General features: G+C 55.5%; 15 protein-coding genes. 4 read left to right on the forward strand and 11 right to left on the reverse strand.

What is annotated here, in order from left to right:
- Positions 1-38 precede the first annotated feature (38 nt).
- The 4 genes from ahbA to DESAC_RS01975 form a co-directional block, all read right to left on the reverse strand.
- Positions 39-509, reverse strand: a complete 471-nt coding sequence (ahbA, locus tag DESAC_RS01960; protein ID WP_013705398.1) for a siroheme decarboxylase subunit alpha — start codon at positions 507-509, stop codon at positions 39-41.
- Positions 506-1,597: a heme b synthase gene (gene ahbD / locus DESAC_RS01965; RefSeq protein ID WP_013705399.1), complete on the reverse strand. Its 1,092-nt coding sequence runs from the start codon at positions 1,595-1,597 to the stop codon at positions 506-508. Before ahbD ends, ahbA begins: the two co-directional genes overlap by 4 nt.
- A 159-nt stretch (positions 1,598-1,756) precedes the next feature.
- On the reverse strand, positions 1,757-2,731 hold the full coding sequence (gene hemB / locus DESAC_RS01970; protein WP_013705400.1) for a porphobilinogen synthase: 975 nt from the start codon (positions 2,729-2,731) through the stop codon (positions 1,757-1,759).
- A gap of 123 nt (positions 2,732-2,854) precedes the next feature.
- Positions 2,855-4,108, reverse strand: a complete 1,254-nt coding sequence (locus DESAC_RS01975) for a family 8 glycosyl hydrolase (protein ID WP_083800168.1) — start codon at positions 4,106-4,108, stop codon at positions 2,855-2,857.
- Positions 4,109-4,364: 256 nt separating this feature from the next.
- On the opposite strand from DESAC_RS01975, the gene DESAC_RS01980 reads away from it, so the two are divergent.
- From DESAC_RS01980 to DESAC_RS01995, 4 genes are all read left to right on the forward strand, one after another.
- Positions 4,365-5,324, forward strand: coding sequence for a YbgA family protein (locus DESAC_RS01980; protein WP_041284105.1), 960 nt, complete (start codon positions 4,365-4,367; stop codon positions 5,322-5,324).
- Positions 5,325-5,515: 191 nt separating this feature from the next.
- Entirely contained in the window at positions 5,516-6,010 is a 495-nt protein-coding gene (locus DESAC_RS01985; protein WP_013705403.1) for an FKBP-type peptidyl-prolyl cis-trans isomerase, read from the forward strand.
- A 91-nt stretch (positions 6,011-6,101) separates the two neighbouring features.
- A complete protein-coding gene (gene malQ, locus DESAC_RS01990) occupies positions 6,102-8,333 on the forward strand; it encodes a 4-alpha-glucanotransferase (protein ID WP_013705404.1) in 2,232 nt (743 codons plus the stop codon).
- Positions 8,334-8,700: 367 nt separating this feature from the next.
- Entirely contained in the window at positions 8,701-9,993 is a 1,293-nt protein-coding gene (locus DESAC_RS01995; RefSeq protein ID WP_013705405.1) for an alpha-amylase family glycosyl hydrolase, read from the forward strand.
- Between the two features lie 169 nt (positions 9,994-10,162).
- Here DESAC_RS01995 and tsaA read toward each other — a convergent pair whose 3' ends face one another.
- From tsaA to DESAC_RS02025, 7 genes are all read right to left on the reverse strand, one after another.
- Positions 10,163-10,735, reverse strand: coding sequence for a tRNA (N6-threonylcarbamoyladenosine(37)-N6)-methyltransferase TrmO (tsaA, locus tag DESAC_RS02000; RefSeq protein WP_013705406.1), 573 nt, complete (start codon positions 10,733-10,735; stop codon positions 10,163-10,165).
- A 121-nt stretch (positions 10,736-10,856) separates the two neighbouring features.
- Positions 10,857-11,792: a hydroxymethylbilane synthase gene (gene hemC / locus DESAC_RS02005; protein WP_013705407.1), complete on the reverse strand. Its 936-nt coding sequence runs from the start codon at positions 11,790-11,792 to the stop codon at positions 10,857-10,859.
- 123 nt (positions 11,793-11,915) lie between these two features.
- The gene (locus DESAC_RS02010; RefSeq protein ID WP_052301872.1) at positions 11,916-12,251 is read right to left on the reverse strand and encodes a hypothetical protein; all 336 of its coding nucleotides are present in this window, start codon (positions 12,249-12,251) and stop codon (positions 11,916-11,918) included.
- A 65-nt stretch (positions 12,252-12,316) separates the two neighbouring features.
- Positions 12,317-12,469, reverse strand: a complete 153-nt coding sequence (locus tag DESAC_RS16905) for a DarT ssDNA thymidine ADP-ribosyltransferase family protein (RefSeq protein ID WP_083800169.1) — start codon at positions 12,467-12,469, stop codon at positions 12,317-12,319.
- Positions 12,470-12,693: 224 nt separating this feature from the next.
- On the reverse strand, positions 12,694-14,631 hold the full coding sequence (locus DESAC_RS02015) for an ASKHA domain-containing protein (protein WP_148231164.1): 1,938 nt from the start codon (positions 14,629-14,631) through the stop codon (positions 12,694-12,696).
- 226 nt (positions 14,632-14,857) lie between these two features.
- Positions 14,858-16,222 (reverse strand): amino acid permease, encoded by a 1,365-nt coding sequence (locus DESAC_RS02020; RefSeq protein ID WP_041283744.1) that lies wholly within the window; start codon positions 16,220-16,222, stop codon positions 14,858-14,860.
- Between the two features lie 79 nt (positions 16,223-16,301).
- Positions 16,302-16,697 (reverse strand): hypothetical protein, encoded by a 396-nt coding sequence (locus DESAC_RS02025; protein WP_013705410.1) that lies wholly within the window; start codon positions 16,695-16,697, stop codon positions 16,302-16,304.
- Between the last annotated feature and the right edge of the window lie 35 nt (positions 16,698-16,732).

Below are 16,732 nucleotides of genomic sequence, written 5' to 3' on the forward strand. Positions count from 1 at the left end.
CGCCCTCTGCGGGTTATTGCCCCGGGCTAGCCAACCACCTAAAAGGCAAAATCCACCTGAATTTTAAAGATCCGCTTGGCTGGCAGGCTATAAATCTCGGCAATGCCGCTTTCTTCTCTGATTTCCCGCAAAATCTCTTCGATCCGTTCAGTTGATTCTGCAATTAAGGTAAACCAGACATTAAACCGGTGGCGTCGCAGATAATTGTGGGTAACGCCGGCATATCGATTTACTACCCGAATAAATTGTTCTATCCGATCTTCCGGAACCAGGGCGGCGCATAAGGTACTGGTATAACCCAGACGCCGGGAATTAAAGTTGGCCCCGATGCGGCGGATTACCCCATCCTGCACCATTCTCTGCACCCGTTCGAGCACCTTATCTTCTGATAAACCTAATTTGTCCCCCACAACCTGATAGGGTCGGACGGCAATCGGGAAGAAGGATTGGATCTGGTTGAGAATAGCCTTATCCAATTCATCCAAAGGGGCGTGAGGGGGATGGTTCATGATGCGTTTCTCGGTTCGTAGAGGCAAAGCGGCTCGTCCCCTAAAACATCGCCGGTCAAGGCGTAGGCCCGGGCCCGGCAACCGCCGCAGACCTTGCGGTATTCGCAGCGGCTGCATTTGCCATGGTAGCCTTCCAGGTGGCGGAGGGCGGCAAAAAGAGGCGATTCGACCCAGATGCGGGAAAATGCCTGTTGCCGGATATCACCCGCCGGCAACTCCAGGTAGCCGCAGGGCTGCACTACCCCCCGATATGAGACGAAAGCAAAACCCTGGCCGCCCAGACAGCCTTTGGTCATGGCCTCCATACCGTGGGTCAGGGGGGAGATTTTCTCTCCTCTAGCAGCGGCGTCCTGCCGCCAGAGGCGATAATATTGCGGGGCGCAGGTGGGTTTGATATGAAGACGGCCCTCACGCTGACGGGCCAATAGCCAACACAGGGTCTCTTCATAATCCTCGGCTGACAGCAGTTGATCTTTGATCTGCTCCCCCCGGCCGGTGGGAACCAACACAAACACATGATGCGCCGCCGCCCCGAGCTTCTGGGCCAGATCGTAAATGGCCGGCAGTTCATTCCGGTTGGCGACAATGACTGTGGTGTTAATCTGGAAGGGCAGGCCGGCCTCCTGAAGAACCTTGATCCCGTGTAAAGCAGCGTCAAAAGCCCCAGGAACCTGGCGCAACCGGTCATGGCTGGCGGCACTGGCCCCATCCAAAGAGATGCTCAACCGCTGGATGTTAGCTTCTTTGAGCCGCCGGGCGATTTCAGGAGTTAGCAGGGTGCCATTCACCGCCATGACCATCCGATGACCCAAACCGGCGCCATAGGCGGCCAGTTCAAAGATGTCTTTCCTAAGCAGCGGCTCCCCCCCGGTCAGAATAATCACCGCCGGTCCCATGCCTGCCACATCGTCCAACAGGGCCTTGCCCTCGGCGGTGGTCAACTCGCCCTCGTAGGGCCCCATCCCGGCGGCCGCCCGACAGTGAGCACAGGCCAAGTTACAGCGCCTTGTAGTCTCCCAGGCCAGGAGGCGCAGCGGCGGGGTCTGGGGATTACCGGTACATGTTGTTTTGTCAAGTGGTTTAATCATAATATATTTCGTTAAACCTCAGCAGGACCCGGTTTGATTCTTGGGAATGGCACGCAAAATAAGGAAGCTGCTGCGTTATGCGGGGCACTCGCCATTGGGGGGAATATCGCGCCGGAGGGGTAGGCAGTACCGAGCATCCCTTTCCCGACCCTTATAACCCTATGCTGACCTGAGCAGACTGGCTACTTCTTTGGCAAAATACGTCAGGATCATGTCCGCCCCGGCCCGCTTGATGCAAAGCAGGGATTCCAGCATGGCGGTCGATTCGTCCAGCCAGCCGTTGGTTGCGGCCGCCTTGATCATGCTGTATTCACCGCTTACCTGGTAGGCGGCCAGGGGTTGATCAATCTCTCCCCGCAACTGGGAGATGACGTCCAGATAGGGTAAGGCCGGTTTTACCATAATGATGTCGGCCCCTTCTTCGATATCCAGGGCCGCTTCCCGGAAGGCCTCCCGGATATTGGCCGGATCCATCTGATAAGAGCGCCGATCACCGAACTGAGGGGCAGACTCTGCCGCCTCCCGAAACGGCCCGTAGAAGGCGGAGGCGTATTTTACCGCGTAGGACATAACGGCTGTCATTTCAAACCCGCGCTCATCCAGGGCCTCCCGAATGGCCAGAACCCGCCCATCCATCATATCGGAAGGGGCTACCAGATCAGCCCCGGCCTCAGCGTGGGATAGGGCTACCTGCGCCAGCAGCTCCAGGGTGGCGTCGTTGTCAACCTCCCCTTCTCGAACCAGGCCACAGTGCCCGTGACTGGTATAGCCGCAGAGGCAGACATCGGTAATGATCAGCATCTCCGGGACGGCTTTTTTGATCTGCTTGATGGCCCGCTGGACCGCGCCGGTGCGTTTGCTGGCCTCGCTCCCCAACTCATCTTTCTGCTCCGGCAGGCCGAAGAGTAATATCGCCGGAACCCCGGCGTTATAAGCCGCTTCGACTTCGCCGCTTACCAGATCCACAGACCAGCGGTAGATACCGGGCATGGAGGCAATAGGGTCTTTGACCTTTTTCCCCGGCGCCACAAAAAGCGGGTAGATGAAATCATCCGGATGCAGGCAGGTTTCCCGGACCAGACGGCGCAACGGTTCTCTCCGGCGCAGCCGACGGGGGCGATAAGGCAACTCCATTTCAGCCTCCTGGCAAAAATTTTCTACAATTTTCTTGTACGTATCGCAACCCTGCCAGGATGTCAAGTCGATTAGAGAGGAGTGCAGGACGGGCAAGAAAAGCGTCTCCCGGTCTTCCCTCCCTTATGGCCTTACCCGACCGCGATACGTCGCCAACCCGAACCAGGCCCAGTTGTTGCCGTAGTAATCATCCGGGCGGTTGAAGTAGCCGCCGTCTGGTGTCTGATGATAAAAACCGAGAATCTTCTCGGCCGCCTGCTGCGCCAGCGGGCGATCTCCGACAGCCAGGGCCGCCCCCACGAGGCTGGCATAAAGCACCGGACTATCATACTCCGCCGCCGGGCGCCCGGTATAGTCATAAATGGCAGAGAGCTTGCCGGTGGCCGCCCATTGGTGTCGGCAGAAAGGGATGAATGTCCTGGCAAGGAATTTTTTCCCCCGGATATCGTGAAACCACAATACCCCGAGGCTTACCCGCCAGGGTACCCGGATAGCGTCCCAGCCGAACAAGTGGCTCTGGCCGGGAGCCGGAGCAAAACGTTGGTTTTCGGTCAACAGGCACCAGTCCGGAACCAAACCGACACCGGCTTGATCGCCCAAGTGAGCGCTTATCTGCTCCAGTCCCCAGGCTGTACTCTCTGCGAGTTCCAGCCAGCGGGGGTCCTGCGTCAGGTCGAAAAATACCCGGTACCAGGCTGGCGAAAAATATGATGGATTCAGCAGCAGGGGTTGTTTACAGGCCGCCCAGTCCCCCGGTGTCAACCAAAGGCGGCCCCAGGGATCCCTACAGGTTTCCTTGGCCAAAATGTCCTGGAGTACGAGTTTGGCCTGCGTCAGGTAATCCGGTAGAGGTTGTGTGGACCGCCCCCAGCGCCGTTCCGCCAGGATGAGAGCCAGGGCGTAGTCCAGATCGGCATCAGTCGCGCTGTTGATATCTATGAGGCGCCATTGTCCACCTTCACTCTGTCCCCAATGCCAGGCCAAAAGATGGCTGCCTTTGAGCGGCTGTTGGGAAAGATGGTTTTTTGTCCAGGAATACACCCGGTTAAAGGTGAATTGGTCATCGCTCCACACGGCCCGCAGCAGGGCATAGGCCTGTCCTTCGGAGATGGCGTCGTCACGGTTTTCTGAACGCCTTACTCTGCCATCGGGCAGGATATAATGGACTCGATAAAATTCCCAACTGGCAGCTAAGGCGGCGTCTACACGCTGCAGGAATTCTTTTTCGGGCGGCGCGACGCAATGGCTTGCCAGAGTCGAGACCAGGATCAATCCGGCAGCGCCAACCAAATGCCAGCGGTACCGGAGATGAGCCAGGAGGCAGTAATACAGTACGGTACGGCGGAGTTTCTGGGGCAACATAAACATTGAGGCCATAACTTAAAAGTATTATATTATCTTCATATAAAAACAGCTCTTAAAGACGGCGGGCGCGACCCGCCCTATGACTAAATTGCCAATAAATTATCGATAATGGGATAGGACGGCCCATGGCTGCCGCTTAGGTTTATCATGGTCGATGAGAAAAATTATTTGGAAACAGTGAGCGGTGAGCAGAAAAAACATTATTGTGAGCAGCCGCCACGGTTCTACTTTCATATTTCGTTGTAATCACTAGAACATGGCTATTTTTATGGAAGAACAGACAGTCATCGGCAAAATTCGGCTTGGCATCAGTGCCTGCCTGTTAGGTGAGAAGGTTCGTTATGATGGAGGCCATAAACTGGATCGTTTTATCACCGAGACCTTGGGCCGCTATGTGGAATTTAAGCCGGTCTGCCCCGAAGTGGAGTGCGGTCTGGGTATCCCGCGGGAGGCTATGCGGTTAGTAGGTGAGATTGATCATCCCCGCCTGCAGACTATCCGCAGCAAGATCGATTATACCCAACAGATGCTCACCTGGGCCATGAACCGGGTAAAGGAGTTGGAAGCTGATAATCTCCACGGCTTTATCTTTAAGAGCAACTCGCCCAGCAGCGGCATGGAGCGGGTCAAGGTGTATGACGACAAAGGCATCCCGGTAAAAAAAGGCGTTGGCCTGTTCGCCCGAACTTTTATGGAACACTTCCCCCTGTTGCCGGTGGAAGATGAGGGCCGTCTGCATGATCCCAAGTTGCGGGAGAATTTTATCGAGGCAATTTTCACGTTTAAACGCTGGCGCGACACCCTGGCAGGGGGATATAACGTCAGAAAGCTGGTGGATTTCCACACCCGGCATAAGCTGCTCATCCTGTCCCACAGCCAGGCTCACTACCGACAGATGGGGCGATTGGTCGCCCATGGCAGGGAACAGCCGGTCGAAGCATTATATTCCCGTTATCAGCAGTTGCTCTTGGAAAGCCTGCGGTTAAAAACCACTGTCAAGAAGCATCTTAATGTATTATATCACCTGTTGGGTTATTTCAAAAAGGAATTAAGCGGAGACGAGAAGCAGGAACTATTAGAAATAATCAATCATTATCAGCGGGGTGATGTGCCCCTCATCGTTCCCCTGACCCTGATCAATCACTACGTGCGGAAATATCAGCAGCCCTACCTGAAGGAGCAGTATTATCTGCATCCCCATCCCGTGGAGCTGCACCTCAGGTTTTGAAGGCGGGATGCGCTGCGCTTTCCCTCCCTGCGGGTCTGTCGGGCTTGGAGTGTTTGACATTAGCACCGGCTATGTTTATATTGAGCAGCATAAAACCGTTGGCCCGTTAACTATTCCCTGGAGGAGCGTTCAAAAGGCGGTTCCTCTTTTTTTGTCCGGATAAGGCGAGGCCGATATTTAAGGAGAGTGTAATGGTGGAAGTAAAGGATGGCATGTATGTCCAGGTACATTACGTGGGCTCACTGGATGATGGCACCGTCTTTGACGACAGTCGGGAAGGACAGCCCCTGGAATTCCAGATAGGCCGCCAGGGGGTGATTCCGGGTTTTGAGCAGGCCGTACTGGAAATGGCCTTGAATGAACAGAAGAAGATCACCTTATCGCCAATGGAGGCCTATGGCGAACGACAGGATAATCTTTTGCGAGAATTTCCGATAACCGCCCTTGGCAAGAATACGGTGGAACCGGGCCAGAATCTTTGGTTTAACAGTCCGCGCGGGCCGGTAACGGGCATGGTCGTTTCGCTGACGCCGGATAATTTCACGGTCGATTTTAACCATCCGTTAGCCGGGAAAAATCTAACCTTTCAACTTACCTTAGTAGGCATCACAGATCGCCCCACCCAGGCAACATGCTGTTCCTGCGGGGCTGATCCCTCAAGCTGCGGCTCGGGTTGCAGCGGCTGATCGGTCAGGCCGGGCTTAGGGTCCGGCCTAACCGAAAAATTCCTCAAATCCTCAGTTGCCTTGACTGGAATCTTTTTGTATCAAAGCAAAGATGACGGGATCTAACAAGGAACTTCTGCTGGCTGAGTTAGCCTCCCTCTACGGCCTGGCACCTTCTTACACCGATAACGCCGGCCAGAACCATCCCACCACCTCCTCAACCCAGGCCGCCATTCTCAGGACCATGGGTCTTCAGTGCCAGAGTGAGGTTGCTCTGCGAGAGGAATTGAATCGCCGCCGTTGTCTGCCTTGGACCAGGCTGACACCGCCGGTGTTGGCCCTCTGCCAGTCGCAGTACCCGGCGGTTTGGGATTTTCACACCCTCTTGCAGAGAGGGCGGCTTCCCCACGACCTGAAAGGCTCCTGGGAAATTCTGGATGAATCCGGTCAGTGTATTCATTCCGCCGACTTCGGCCCGGAACTGCAGGTAATAGAGGTCAAAAATTTCGGAACCGATTGTTTTGGCCGGACTGCAATCCCGTTGCCCCAGACATTGGCGCTAGGCTATTATGATCTCAAAGTCCGGGTGGAGACCTCCGGATTCGAGCGGGAGAGCCGGACGCTGCTCATCATCGCACCGGAGCGGGTTTATACCCCGATGGCCTTGCTCACCAGACGCTTGTGGGGTTTTAGCGTTCCGTTATATGCCCTCCGCAGCCAGACCGACTGGGGCATAGGTGATCTGGGCGATCTGCAGCGCCTGCTGGGGTGGGCGGCAGGGCTCCAAGCCAGCGTTATCGGTCTCAACCCGCTGCATCATCTAGGCCTGCACTTAGACCAGAACGTCAGTCCTTATTATCCCACCAGCCGCTGTTATTCCAATCCTCTCTATCTTGACCTCAGTCAGGTACCGGAACTGGCCACTTGTCGATCGGCTCAGGAATACCTGGCCCAACCCCAGGTGCAACGGCAATTGGATGAGCTGCGGCAGGGCCAGCGGATTAACTATCCTGCCGTTGCCACATTGAAATTCAAAGTGCTGGAGATGCTGTTAAATACCTTTTTGGAGCAGCACGGCCTTCCGGCTTTACCTCTGACCACACGCGGCAGGGATTTTGCCGCCTTCCTGGCGTGCGAAGGTGAACCCCTGCAGCGTTTTGCGACATTTCTGGCGCTCTCGGAATCCTGGCGAACAGCAGGCTGTTCTTACGCGACCTGGCAAGAGTGGCCGTCGGTCTATCACAACCCTCAAGGTCCGGCTGTGGCTGAATTCGCCTATACCCACCAACGCCAGATCCTGCTTTACGCCTATGCTCAATGGCTGCTGGCCGGACAACTGCAGGATACCTCGATGGCCGCGGCGGCTTGGAATCTGCCCCTCGGGTTATACTTCGATCTGGCCGTGGGCGTCAATCCCGGAGGTTTTGACACCTGGGCCGAGCCGGGCCTCTTTGCCTTGGACGCCGATATTGGTGCTCCCCCGGATGAATTCAGTCCTTTGGGGCAAAACTGGGGTCTGGCGCCGCTGCTCCCCGAACACCTGCGGGAGAGCCGCTACCGGTATTTTATCCGTATGGTGCGCCACAACTGCCCCCCCGTGGGGGCCCTGCGGCTGGACCACGTTATGGGCCTCTTTCGCCTCTATTGGATTCCCAAAGGACTCAGTCCGGCGGAGGGGGTCTACGTGCAGTATCCTGCTGAAGAAATGCTCAAGATCCTTGCCCTGGAGAGCGTCCGGAGGCAGACGGCCATTATCGGGGAGGATTTGGGTACCGTGGCCCCTTATATCCGCGATATTTTGGGCGGCTACCGGATTCTGTCCACCCGGTTGTTTTACTTCGAGCGTCGGGATGACGGTTCATTCACCCCGGCCGAAGATTATCCGGACTGGGTGGCGACCTCCATCACCACCCACGATCTTCCCACCCTGGCCGGTTTCTGGCAGGGGCAAGATATCCAGATGCGGCAACAGTTAAACCTTTTCCCCAACAACCAGGCGGCAACCCGAGCCTGGGAAGACCGTCGGAGAGCCAAACTGGCCATCTTGAGCCTGCTGCAGCACAAAGGCTGGCTACCCCCCGATACCGCGCAGAATCTGGCGGAATCGCCGGAACTGCCAGAAGAGGTAAAATGGAGAGTAATCTCGCACCTGGCCCAAACGCCCTGCCGCCTGCTGCTTCTGAGCCTGGAGGATATTTTCGGCTGGCTGGACCAACAGAATCTGCCGGGCACTAAAGATGAGTACCCGAATTGGCGGGTGAAGTTACCTAAACTCCTTGAGGAAATCGAAAAGGCGAAGGAGCCGCAACAGGCAGCCGAGATTATCGGCTGCTTTCGGGATTAGGATGCTGGGACTCTTGATAATTTTTTGTATGAAAACAGTGCTCTTAAAAACGGCGGGCGCGGCCCGCCCTATGTGTAAATTGCAGATAAATGATCGATAATGGGATAGGGCGGTCCATGGCTGCCGCGTATGTTTAACTGCCATGGTTCTGTTTTCATATTTCGTTGTGATTACCAGAACATGCCAATTTGTATGAAAGATAGTGGTGCAGGCTTTTCGGCCGGCACGCCCATGCACAGGCCAGGAGGCCTAAGCTACCAGTCATTCTTTCATATTTCGTTGCGTTCCTGAGAAGATGAGGACTTTTGAGAAGCACCGGCTTTTGCCAGGATACCAAACAACCTAAGCAATTCATTGTGAGATGCAGATGACTCGCCAACCTCCTATAATCTATAATCTGTTTCCATTGTTAGCCGGTTCCATACCTCAATGGGAGAGGCACCTGGACCGGATCGCCGGGATGGGCTTTAACTGGATATACCTGAATCCGTTTCATTATCCCGGCTTTTCCGGCAGTCTATACGCCGTCAAGGACTATTACGCTTTTCATCCCCGCTGTATTGCGGGAGTCACGGGCGACCCTTTTGACGCCTTGGGACATTTTGTCAGTGAGGCCAGGGACCGAGGGTTGTCAGTAATGCTAGACCTGGTCCTCAATCATACGGCCAGCGACGCCTTGCTGGTGACCGAACATCCCGAGTGGTATGCCAAAAACCCGGACGGCAGTATCAAGCACCCGTCCTGTATTGATCCGGCGGATGCCACCAGAGTAACAGTGTGGGGTGACCTGGCCGAACTGGCCTACTGGCCGCTGCCCGACCCCGATGGATTATTGGATTATTTCTTAGGAGTCATAAGCCGCTATTTAGAGGTAGGTTTCCGAGGCTTCCGTTGCGATGCCGCCTACAAGGTACCGGGGGAATTCTGGGCCCGCCTGATTGGCCGCACCCGCCGGATAAATCCCGATGTCTGCTTGGTAGCCGAAACCCTCGGCTGCCGTCTACCGGAGATCAGGCAGTTAAAAAAGGCGGGATTTGACTTTCTTTACAACAGCTCCAAGTGGTGGGATTATCAGGCATCCTGGTGCCTGGAACAGTATCGGGCCAATCGCAGAATTGCTCCCTCCATCAGTTTTCCCGAAACCCACGACACCCCCCGGCTGATCGCCGAGGTTGGTGGCAATCAGGCGGTGGTAAAGCAACGCTATCTTTTTGCCGCCTTCTTCTCCACAGGTCTGCTCATGCCCATGGGCTACGAGTTCGGCCTGCCCGCAAGATTGAACGTGGTCCACACCCGGCCGGACCAGTGGCAGGAAAAGCAGTATGATCTGACGGATTTTATCGCCCAGGTGAACCGGATGAAACTTGCCTGTCCGGTACTTTGGGGAGAAGGACCGATCAGAAGGCTGACCAGGTCGGGGCGGCCGGTGGTCTTGCTGCGGAAATCATCGGAAACCCACCCCGGTCAGGTTTTAGCCCTGATTAATGCCACGCTAAGCTCCCAAACCGGGGTTAAGTTGAATTGGCCCAAACTCCTCGGACAACCCGGGGGCACGATCCAAGAACTCACCCCGCAAGCGGCAACGATGTTGCCGGGGGATACCATCAAGATTGACCTGGAACCGGCGGAGATGCGGCTGTTTTATAGCGCCAAGGTTTAGACTGGGAAGATTTAACTTTTTGTATGAAAGAAGGTGGTACAGGCTTTCCAACCTGCATACCGATGCACAGGCCAGGAGGCCTATGCCACCAATCATTCCTTCATGCTTCGTTGCACTCTTTAGAACATGATGACCTTTGAGGGGATATTGGCATCAGTCATTAAATTTATCACCGGTCCCCGGCGTCAATTTCCTGGTGCAGCCGCTGCATCCATTCCGGGATCAGTATCTCTTCTTCAGGGTAGAATCTCCTGACGTACGGCTTGATATCAACCACGGGGCTGCCATCTATTGCATCCAGTCCGGTGACTTGCAGCACATTCTCCTGGCGTCCGCACAGCTTCACGACGCACATGAGCACAGGATTGGGCCGGGCCGGACTGCAGGTGCAAAAGATGCCTACCTGCGAGAATTCTTTTCTCCCCATAGGATGCACCTTAACCAGTGAACGGCCCTGTTCCGGAACCTTATGTGCCCAATATAACACTATGAGGTGAGAATATTGCTCAATGCCGTCGAGGATGTCCAACAGATGTGGATTGATGATGATGTCTGAGATCTCCTCCTGCGCCTGCCGGATTTTTTTCCTGACGGCGTCGATTTCTCCCTGCATTTTAATGCCGTCGTCTGTAGCGGACAGGAAAGGTTCTTTGATTTTACTTTTGATAACTCCTACAGGCTGCAGCATCATGCTGCAAGAGGTTGCATTATTACCCTGAGGCAACTTTTCCGGCAGTTCCATTTCTTCTCCTTGCCCAAGCCGTTTAAGGCTATCCCTGAGAATAGACTACAAATCCCGGCAACAGACTCTCTCTTGCGAGTAACCTTTGGTTTGCTCTTAGGCGGAATACGAAAAAAATTAATCAGTCAAACACCCGTCCATAGACCTCCGATAAGATCTGCGCCCCGCCCCGTTTCAGGAGCGTTTCTGCCAACTGCTGGCCCAGGTCAGCGGCGGCCGCGGGCGGGCGGCTGAGTTGCTCCCGGTAGATACGGCTGCCTGCGAGATCGCCGATGAGGCCGTCCAGGAAGAGCTCGCCTTTTTTTAATGTACCCATGGCCGCAATGGGCACCTGGCAACCGCCTTCCAGTCTTGCCAAAAATGCCCGCTCGGCAGCCACCGCTACCCTGGTTTCGGGATCATCCAAGAACTCCAACAGTTCCATGGTAACAGCATCATCCTGTCGGTATTCCAGCCCCAAGGCCCCCTGGCCGATGGCCGGCAGCATCTGGGTCTCCGGCAGGATGGCGGTGATCTCTGCCGCCCGTCCTAACCTGTGCAGACCGGCGGCGGCCAGGATGATGGCGTCCAGGTCTGCTTCGGTCAGCTTCCGCAAACGGGTGTCGACATTGCCCCGCAGCGGAACTATTTCCAGGTCCGGACGCAGGTGCAGGAGCTGGGCCCGGCGGCGCAGGCTGCCGGTGCCGATGCGGCCGCCTAAGGGGATTTCCGCCAATGATCGATATTTTCGGGAGATAAAGGCGTCCCGAGGATCTTCCCGGACCGTGGTGATGCCGATGACCAAACCGAGGGGAATCTCGGTAGGCACGTCCTTCATACTGTGGACGCCCAGGTCCACCTCTCCGGACAGGATGGCCATCTCAATCTCTTTGGTAAACAAGCCCTTGCCGCCGATCTTGGCCAGCGCCACGTCCTGAATCTTATCCCCGGTAGTTTTGATGATCTCTAAATCCACGGTTATCTGGGGATAGCGTCCTTGAATCTGTTGCTGCACCCAGGCAGCCTGGGCCAGAGCCAGGGCGCTGCCCCGAGTGCCGATGCGGAGGTGGTTTTTCACGAGTTACCTGTTCTTTTTCGCTTATTAATGAAAAGACCTAACGGCTCCTTTTAGACCGGTTGACGGCGTAACCCAAAGGCATCGAGGATGTTCTCATACAGTATCTCCGGAGCGATATCCGCTCTATTCCTGCAATCGCTGCCAGGCTACCTTTATATGATTAGGCTTAAACATCTTGCGTTTTCGAGTACTCCAGCTCATCATCTGCTCAATAGCTGTGTCCATATCAGTGGCAGGCGGCTTGCTGTGAACTGCCAGCCAATGCACACTGGACAGGAGCTCCATGCCGTAAGGCGTCTCAAACCCTTCGATCAGTCTTCCGACTTTTTCCAGGCGATCTTTAGAGCCTTCTTTGTCCGACAGGAAACGATCCGCCTCAGCCGTTGCTCCAGGTTGCAGTTCGATCTCCACGTCCGGTTTCTGGCTGTCGCCATAACCCCGAATATAATGGCCTTCCATAATCTCCAAGACCTTGTTCAAATTATCGGCATAAGGTCCATAATGCCCCGCTTCATAATTTAATCTCAGAGGCTCGCCAGCCTCCTGGAGGAAGTAGGCAGGATATCCCTAACCCGGTCCCGCAGGCCCACATTGACAACCGCAATCTCCTGAATTAGGTCCCACGGGCAAAAGCGATAAATCAAAAATTCCGCCTGCTTTCGGCGCTGACGGTCCATATCCTCAGGCGTACTTGCCCAGAACCGAGCCTAGACCGTCAAAAACACTAGTAAACCATGCTTATTTTAGCCACTGTCTTATCTTCTAAGAGCGATCTCTGCAAATCGTATAATCAAACGGCTCGCGCAAGATAAAGGAAATAAATCTTTCTGCTTCCGCCTCACCGAGAGAATCGAAGAAATTGAGGCGTCCAATCTTCTTTCCGAGCTACTCCGGCAAGAGCCTACCTCCGCCCCGCCTCCGCCAGCCGCTTCATCACCGTGGGAAAGTACTCCTGCTGGGTGTGGGGCAGGAACAGGGCGGCCATGTAGCGGTCCATGAAACCGGCGGTCTCCGAGAGTTCGAAGTTGGTCATCATCAGGGCTACCCGGCGTTCTTCTTCGAGCATCTCGCGGGAAAAGGCGACACAGGTGGCGCCCAGGAGGGAGCCGTTGCCGACGTAGGTGAATTTTTCCAGGGGCAGGTCCGGGAGCAGGCCGATGGTAATGGCGTTTTCAATATTGATAAAGCTGCCGAAGGCCCCGGCCAGGATGATCTGTTCCAGGTCGTGGATGGACAGGCCGACGCTCTCCAACAGAGTGATGTAGCCGGCATACATGGCTCCCTTGGCCCGCATCAGGTTGTCGATGTCAACCTCGCTGAGGACGATGTCCTGGTTGACCTGGGTTTCCGAGGCGTAGGCCAGGACGTATTCGCGGCCGCTCTCTCCGGAGCGGATACGGGGCGTCGGGAGGTCCTCGCGAAACCTGCCGTTCGGTTCGATGAATCCCGCCTCCATTAACGTGGCCAGGATATTGATCAATCCCGAACCACAGATGCCTTTGGGTTTGACCATGCCGATGGTCATCAGCATCGGTTCGCCTGTGTCCGGATTGATACTGACGTCTTCGATGGCCCCCTGGGTGGCCCGCATGCCGAAGCGGATGCCGCCCCCCTCGAAGGCCGGACCGGCAGAACAGGCGGCACAGGCCATCCAGTCGCGGTTGCCCACGACGATTTCGCCATTGGTGCCGATGTCAATGAACAGGGTTAATTTGCCCTCCTGGTACATGCCGGAGCCTAAAACGCCGGAGACGATATCCCCGCCCACGTAGCTGGAGACCGAACTCAGACAATAGACGTAGACATGTTCTCCCAGATCCAAGCCTAAATCCTGGGCCCGCACCGGCGGCACGGCGCAGACCGTCGGGGTGTAGGGAGCCAGGCGGATATATTTGGGATCGATTCCCAGAAAAAGGTGCGTCATGGTGGTGTTGGCCGCCAGGGTAAGGTGGGAGACGTCTTCGACCTTGAGTTTATTCTTTTTCAACAGGGCCTTAACGACCGAATTGATATTGCCAACCACCAGCCCCTGTAGCCGCTGCAACCCGCCCGGCTTACCGGCGTAGATGATGCGACTGATGACGTCTTCGCCGTAGCTGATCTGGGCGTTATACTCTCCCAAGGCCCCCAGGATCTCCCCACCGGTCAGGTCCAGCAACTGCCCCCAAACTGTGGTGGTGCCGATATCGATGGCGATGGCGTAGTGGCGGCCGGTCGTATTTCCCGACTCCACCTGCACCAGACGCGGCTTGCGGGAGCGGCGTTGGGCGAAATCGAGGGTGGCGGTGACCTCGAAATTATTGGCCCGCATGACTTCGGCCAGCTTTCGGGTCAGGAAGAAATCCATCGTAATGTTATCCAGGCGATATTGCTTCTTCAAACCTTCCCGCAGCCGCCTGAGGTCGCAGACATTATCACTCAGCGTCGGAGGCGGGAGGATCAGATACTTTTTCTGAAATGCCGGTTCGTATTTACCCGCCTCCCGCAGTTCCGCCGCATCAAAAGGCATCGGCCGCAGTCGGGCGGCCGGCGGTTTCTGACGCAGCAGGCGGCGGTCAAAAAGCGATTCCGGAGGGATGCGGACCACTATGTCGGAGGCCACTTGAGACTGGCAAGCCAGGCGAAAGCCCAGTTGCCATTCCTCGTCGGTCTGCACTGCCCCACGCTGGCTGCGGAGCTCACCACTTTCGAGGATTATCTTGCACTTGCCGCAGACGCCTTCGCCACCGCAGGAGGCATTGATGTGAACCCCTGCTTCCATAGCGGCATGGAGGAGATTCTCTCCCTCCTCGACCTCAATCACAATATCATAGGGCAAAAACCGCACAGATCTCTTCACGGGCAACACCATCGGCTTGGATTAATTAGCTGAACTTAATATCAGGGGCATTTTACCATACCGGACCGTTAATGAAAACCTTAACCCGCAGATAATCGCTTAAGGTGCTTGGTCCTCAGCGCGGAAGGCGAAAATCAGAGAAACCACGGCTAAGAGATCAACCTCTCATCCTAACCGCAAACCAAGAGTCGGAGTTTGGTCGGAATAGTCAGTCATGCCAGGAGGTTTAATCACCCTGCCTTCTCCGCCGAAAACCGGCAAACCAATACAGGAATAGCCCCAAAAGGAGCCAGAGAAACAAACGCAGCCAGGAATCTAAAGGCATGGAAAACATCAGACTCAAAGACGTCAGGGCCCCGAGGGAGGAGACCAGCCTGCCCCCAGGGATGCGGAAGGGACGAGGAGCGGCTGGCCGGGTCCAGCGCATGATAAAGACCCCTAAGCAGACGACAAAGAACGCAAAAAGTGTACCGATATTACAGAGGAAGGCCAGTTTTTCGATAGGGGTGAAGGCGGCGAGAGCCGCTACCATCAAGCCGCAGGCCAACGTGGTGACGTGGGGGGTTTGAAAGCCGGAATGCAGCTTTGTCGTCCAGGAGGGCAACAGTCCGTCCCGCCCCATGGCAAAGAGCACCCGGGGTTGGGCCAGGAGCAATATATAGAGAACGCTCGTAATCCCCCCAAGCGCCCCTAAAGCCACCAGTGCCGCCACCCAGTCGAGTCCCACCTGTTTGAATATGACAGCAAAAGGAGCTGCCGCATCGATTTCCTGGTAGGGTGCCATACCTACCAAAACCAGCGTCACGGCAATATAGATGAAGGTGCAGATTATCAAGGAACCGATGATGCCTACCGGGATATCCCGCTGGGGTCGGCGGGCCTCCTCGGCAGTGATAGCCACAACGTCAAAACCGAGGTAAGCGAAGAATACCAGCGAGGCACCCTGGATCAAGCTGAAGCTGCCCTTGGGTACCAAAGGGGTCAGGTGTTCCGGTCGCACGTAAAATATTCCGACCATCACAACCACCAGCAAAATCCCAACCTTCAGAAAGACCAGACTGCGGGCTACCAGGGCGTTGGTTCTGGTGCGCAATATCAGGAGTGCCGCCAAGAGGAGAACTATCAGAGCGGCGGGGAGATTGATCAGGCCATCAGCGCGGCTCAAAGCCCCACCAGCCGCCCAGGCGGGAAGAACCACGTTCAGACCCTTGAGCAATTCCTGGAAATAATATGACCAACCCACGGCGGCGGTGGCTGCACCCATGCCATATTCCAGGATGAGGTCCCAGCCGATGATCCAGGCGCAGATTTCCCCAAAGATGGCATGAGCATAAGAATACGCCCCTCCAGCCGCCGGATGCATAGCGGCCATTTCAGCATAACACAAAGCCGCCAGCATAGCCGCTGAACCTGAAATAGCAAAAGAGAGAACGATGCCCGGTCCGGCGATTTTCACGCCGACCCCGACGATGACAAAAATGCCGGCGCCGATTATCTGGGCCACACCGATAATTATTAGGTCAAAGCGGCTGAGGCAGCGATCAAGGGATACCTGCTGATTCGTAGCTTTCTCCCTGTAAAAGAGAAAAATCTCTTTTAACGGTTACAGTATAGGCGACAATTTTCAACTGGGAAACAGGCCTCATAGAAAAAAAGGCGGCGGCAAAGTTTCAAAAGAAAGGGTTTGATTTTTTCGGTTTTATTACCAAAGGTGCCTTGTCGCCATAGTAGGGTTTGCCATCCAGGGTTTCAATGAAGAGATAGCGGGCCTCCAAATCCAAAGGATTCACCCTGCCCCCCATCTTTACGGCCTTATTGCGCCTGGCCAGTTTTTTTAAGGTGTCATAATTCTGGTTTAGGATTACCTTGTCTCCGGCCTGACCTGTCTGGAAAAAATAACCCCCCACCTCTTTGGCATAAGCAATCTTGCCGGTCAGGGTGACAGCCTGACGACACCCGGAAATTTTCGGTCCCACATCCGGATCGGGAATAAGTTCCTCCGCCCGAACGGCCCCAGCCAAGACCACAAGCAGCACCGCCCAGAGCAACAATATTTTGCTGACCATTCTCATCCTCCTTTCACCCGGTTACTGTCGGTCAT

Origin of the sequence: Desulfobacca acetoxidans DSM 11109 (genome assembly GCF_000195295.1) — a bacterium.
Classification (GTDB): Bacteria; Desulfobacterota; Desulfobaccia; order Desulfobaccales; family Desulfobaccaceae; genus Desulfobacca; species Desulfobacca acetoxidans.

Coding starts and splice junctions, on each gene's coding strand:
- hemB (WP_013705400.1), bottom strand. CDS start 2,731: ATGGAGTTGCCTTATCGCCCCCGTCGGCTGCGCCGGAGAGAACCGTTG.
- DESAC_RS01975 (WP_083800168.1), bottom strand. CDS start 4,108: ATGGCCTCAATGTTTATGTTGCCCCAGAAACTCCGCCGTACCGTACTG.
- DESAC_RS01980 (WP_041284105.1), top strand. CDS start 4,365: ATGGAAGAACAGACAGTCATCGGCAAAATTCGGCTTGGCATCAGTGCC.
- tsaA (WP_013705406.1), bottom strand. CDS start 10,735: ATGGAACTGCCGGAAAAGTTGCCTCAGGGTAATAATGCAACCTCTTGC.
- DESAC_RS16905 (WP_083800169.1), bottom strand. CDS start 12,469: ATGGACCGTCAGCGCCGAAAGCAGGCGGAATTTTTGATTTATCGCTTT.
- DESAC_RS01985 (WP_013705403.1), top strand. CDS start 5,516: ATGGTGGAAGTAAAGGATGGCATGTATGTCCAGGTACATTACGTGGGC.
- DESAC_RS02025 (WP_013705410.1), bottom strand. CDS start 16,697: ATGGTCAGCAAAATATTGTTGCTCTGGGCGGTGCTGCTTGTGGTCTTG.
- DESAC_RS02010 (WP_052301872.1), bottom strand. CDS start 12,251: ATGGAAGGCCATTATATTCGGGGTTATGGCGACAGCCAGAAACCGGAC.
- DESAC_RS01995 (WP_013705405.1), top strand. CDS start 8,701: ATGACTCGCCAACCTCCTATAATCTATAATCTGTTTCCATTGTTAGCC.
- ahbD (WP_013705399.1), bottom strand. CDS start 1,597: ATGATTAAACCACTTGACAAAACAACATGTACCGGTAATCCCCAGACC.
- malQ (WP_013705404.1), top strand. CDS start 6,102: ATGACGGGATCTAACAAGGAACTTCTGCTGGCTGAGTTAGCCTCCCTC.
- ahbA (WP_013705398.1), bottom strand. CDS start 509: ATGAACCATCCCCCTCACGCCCCTTTGGATGAATTGGATAAGGCTATT.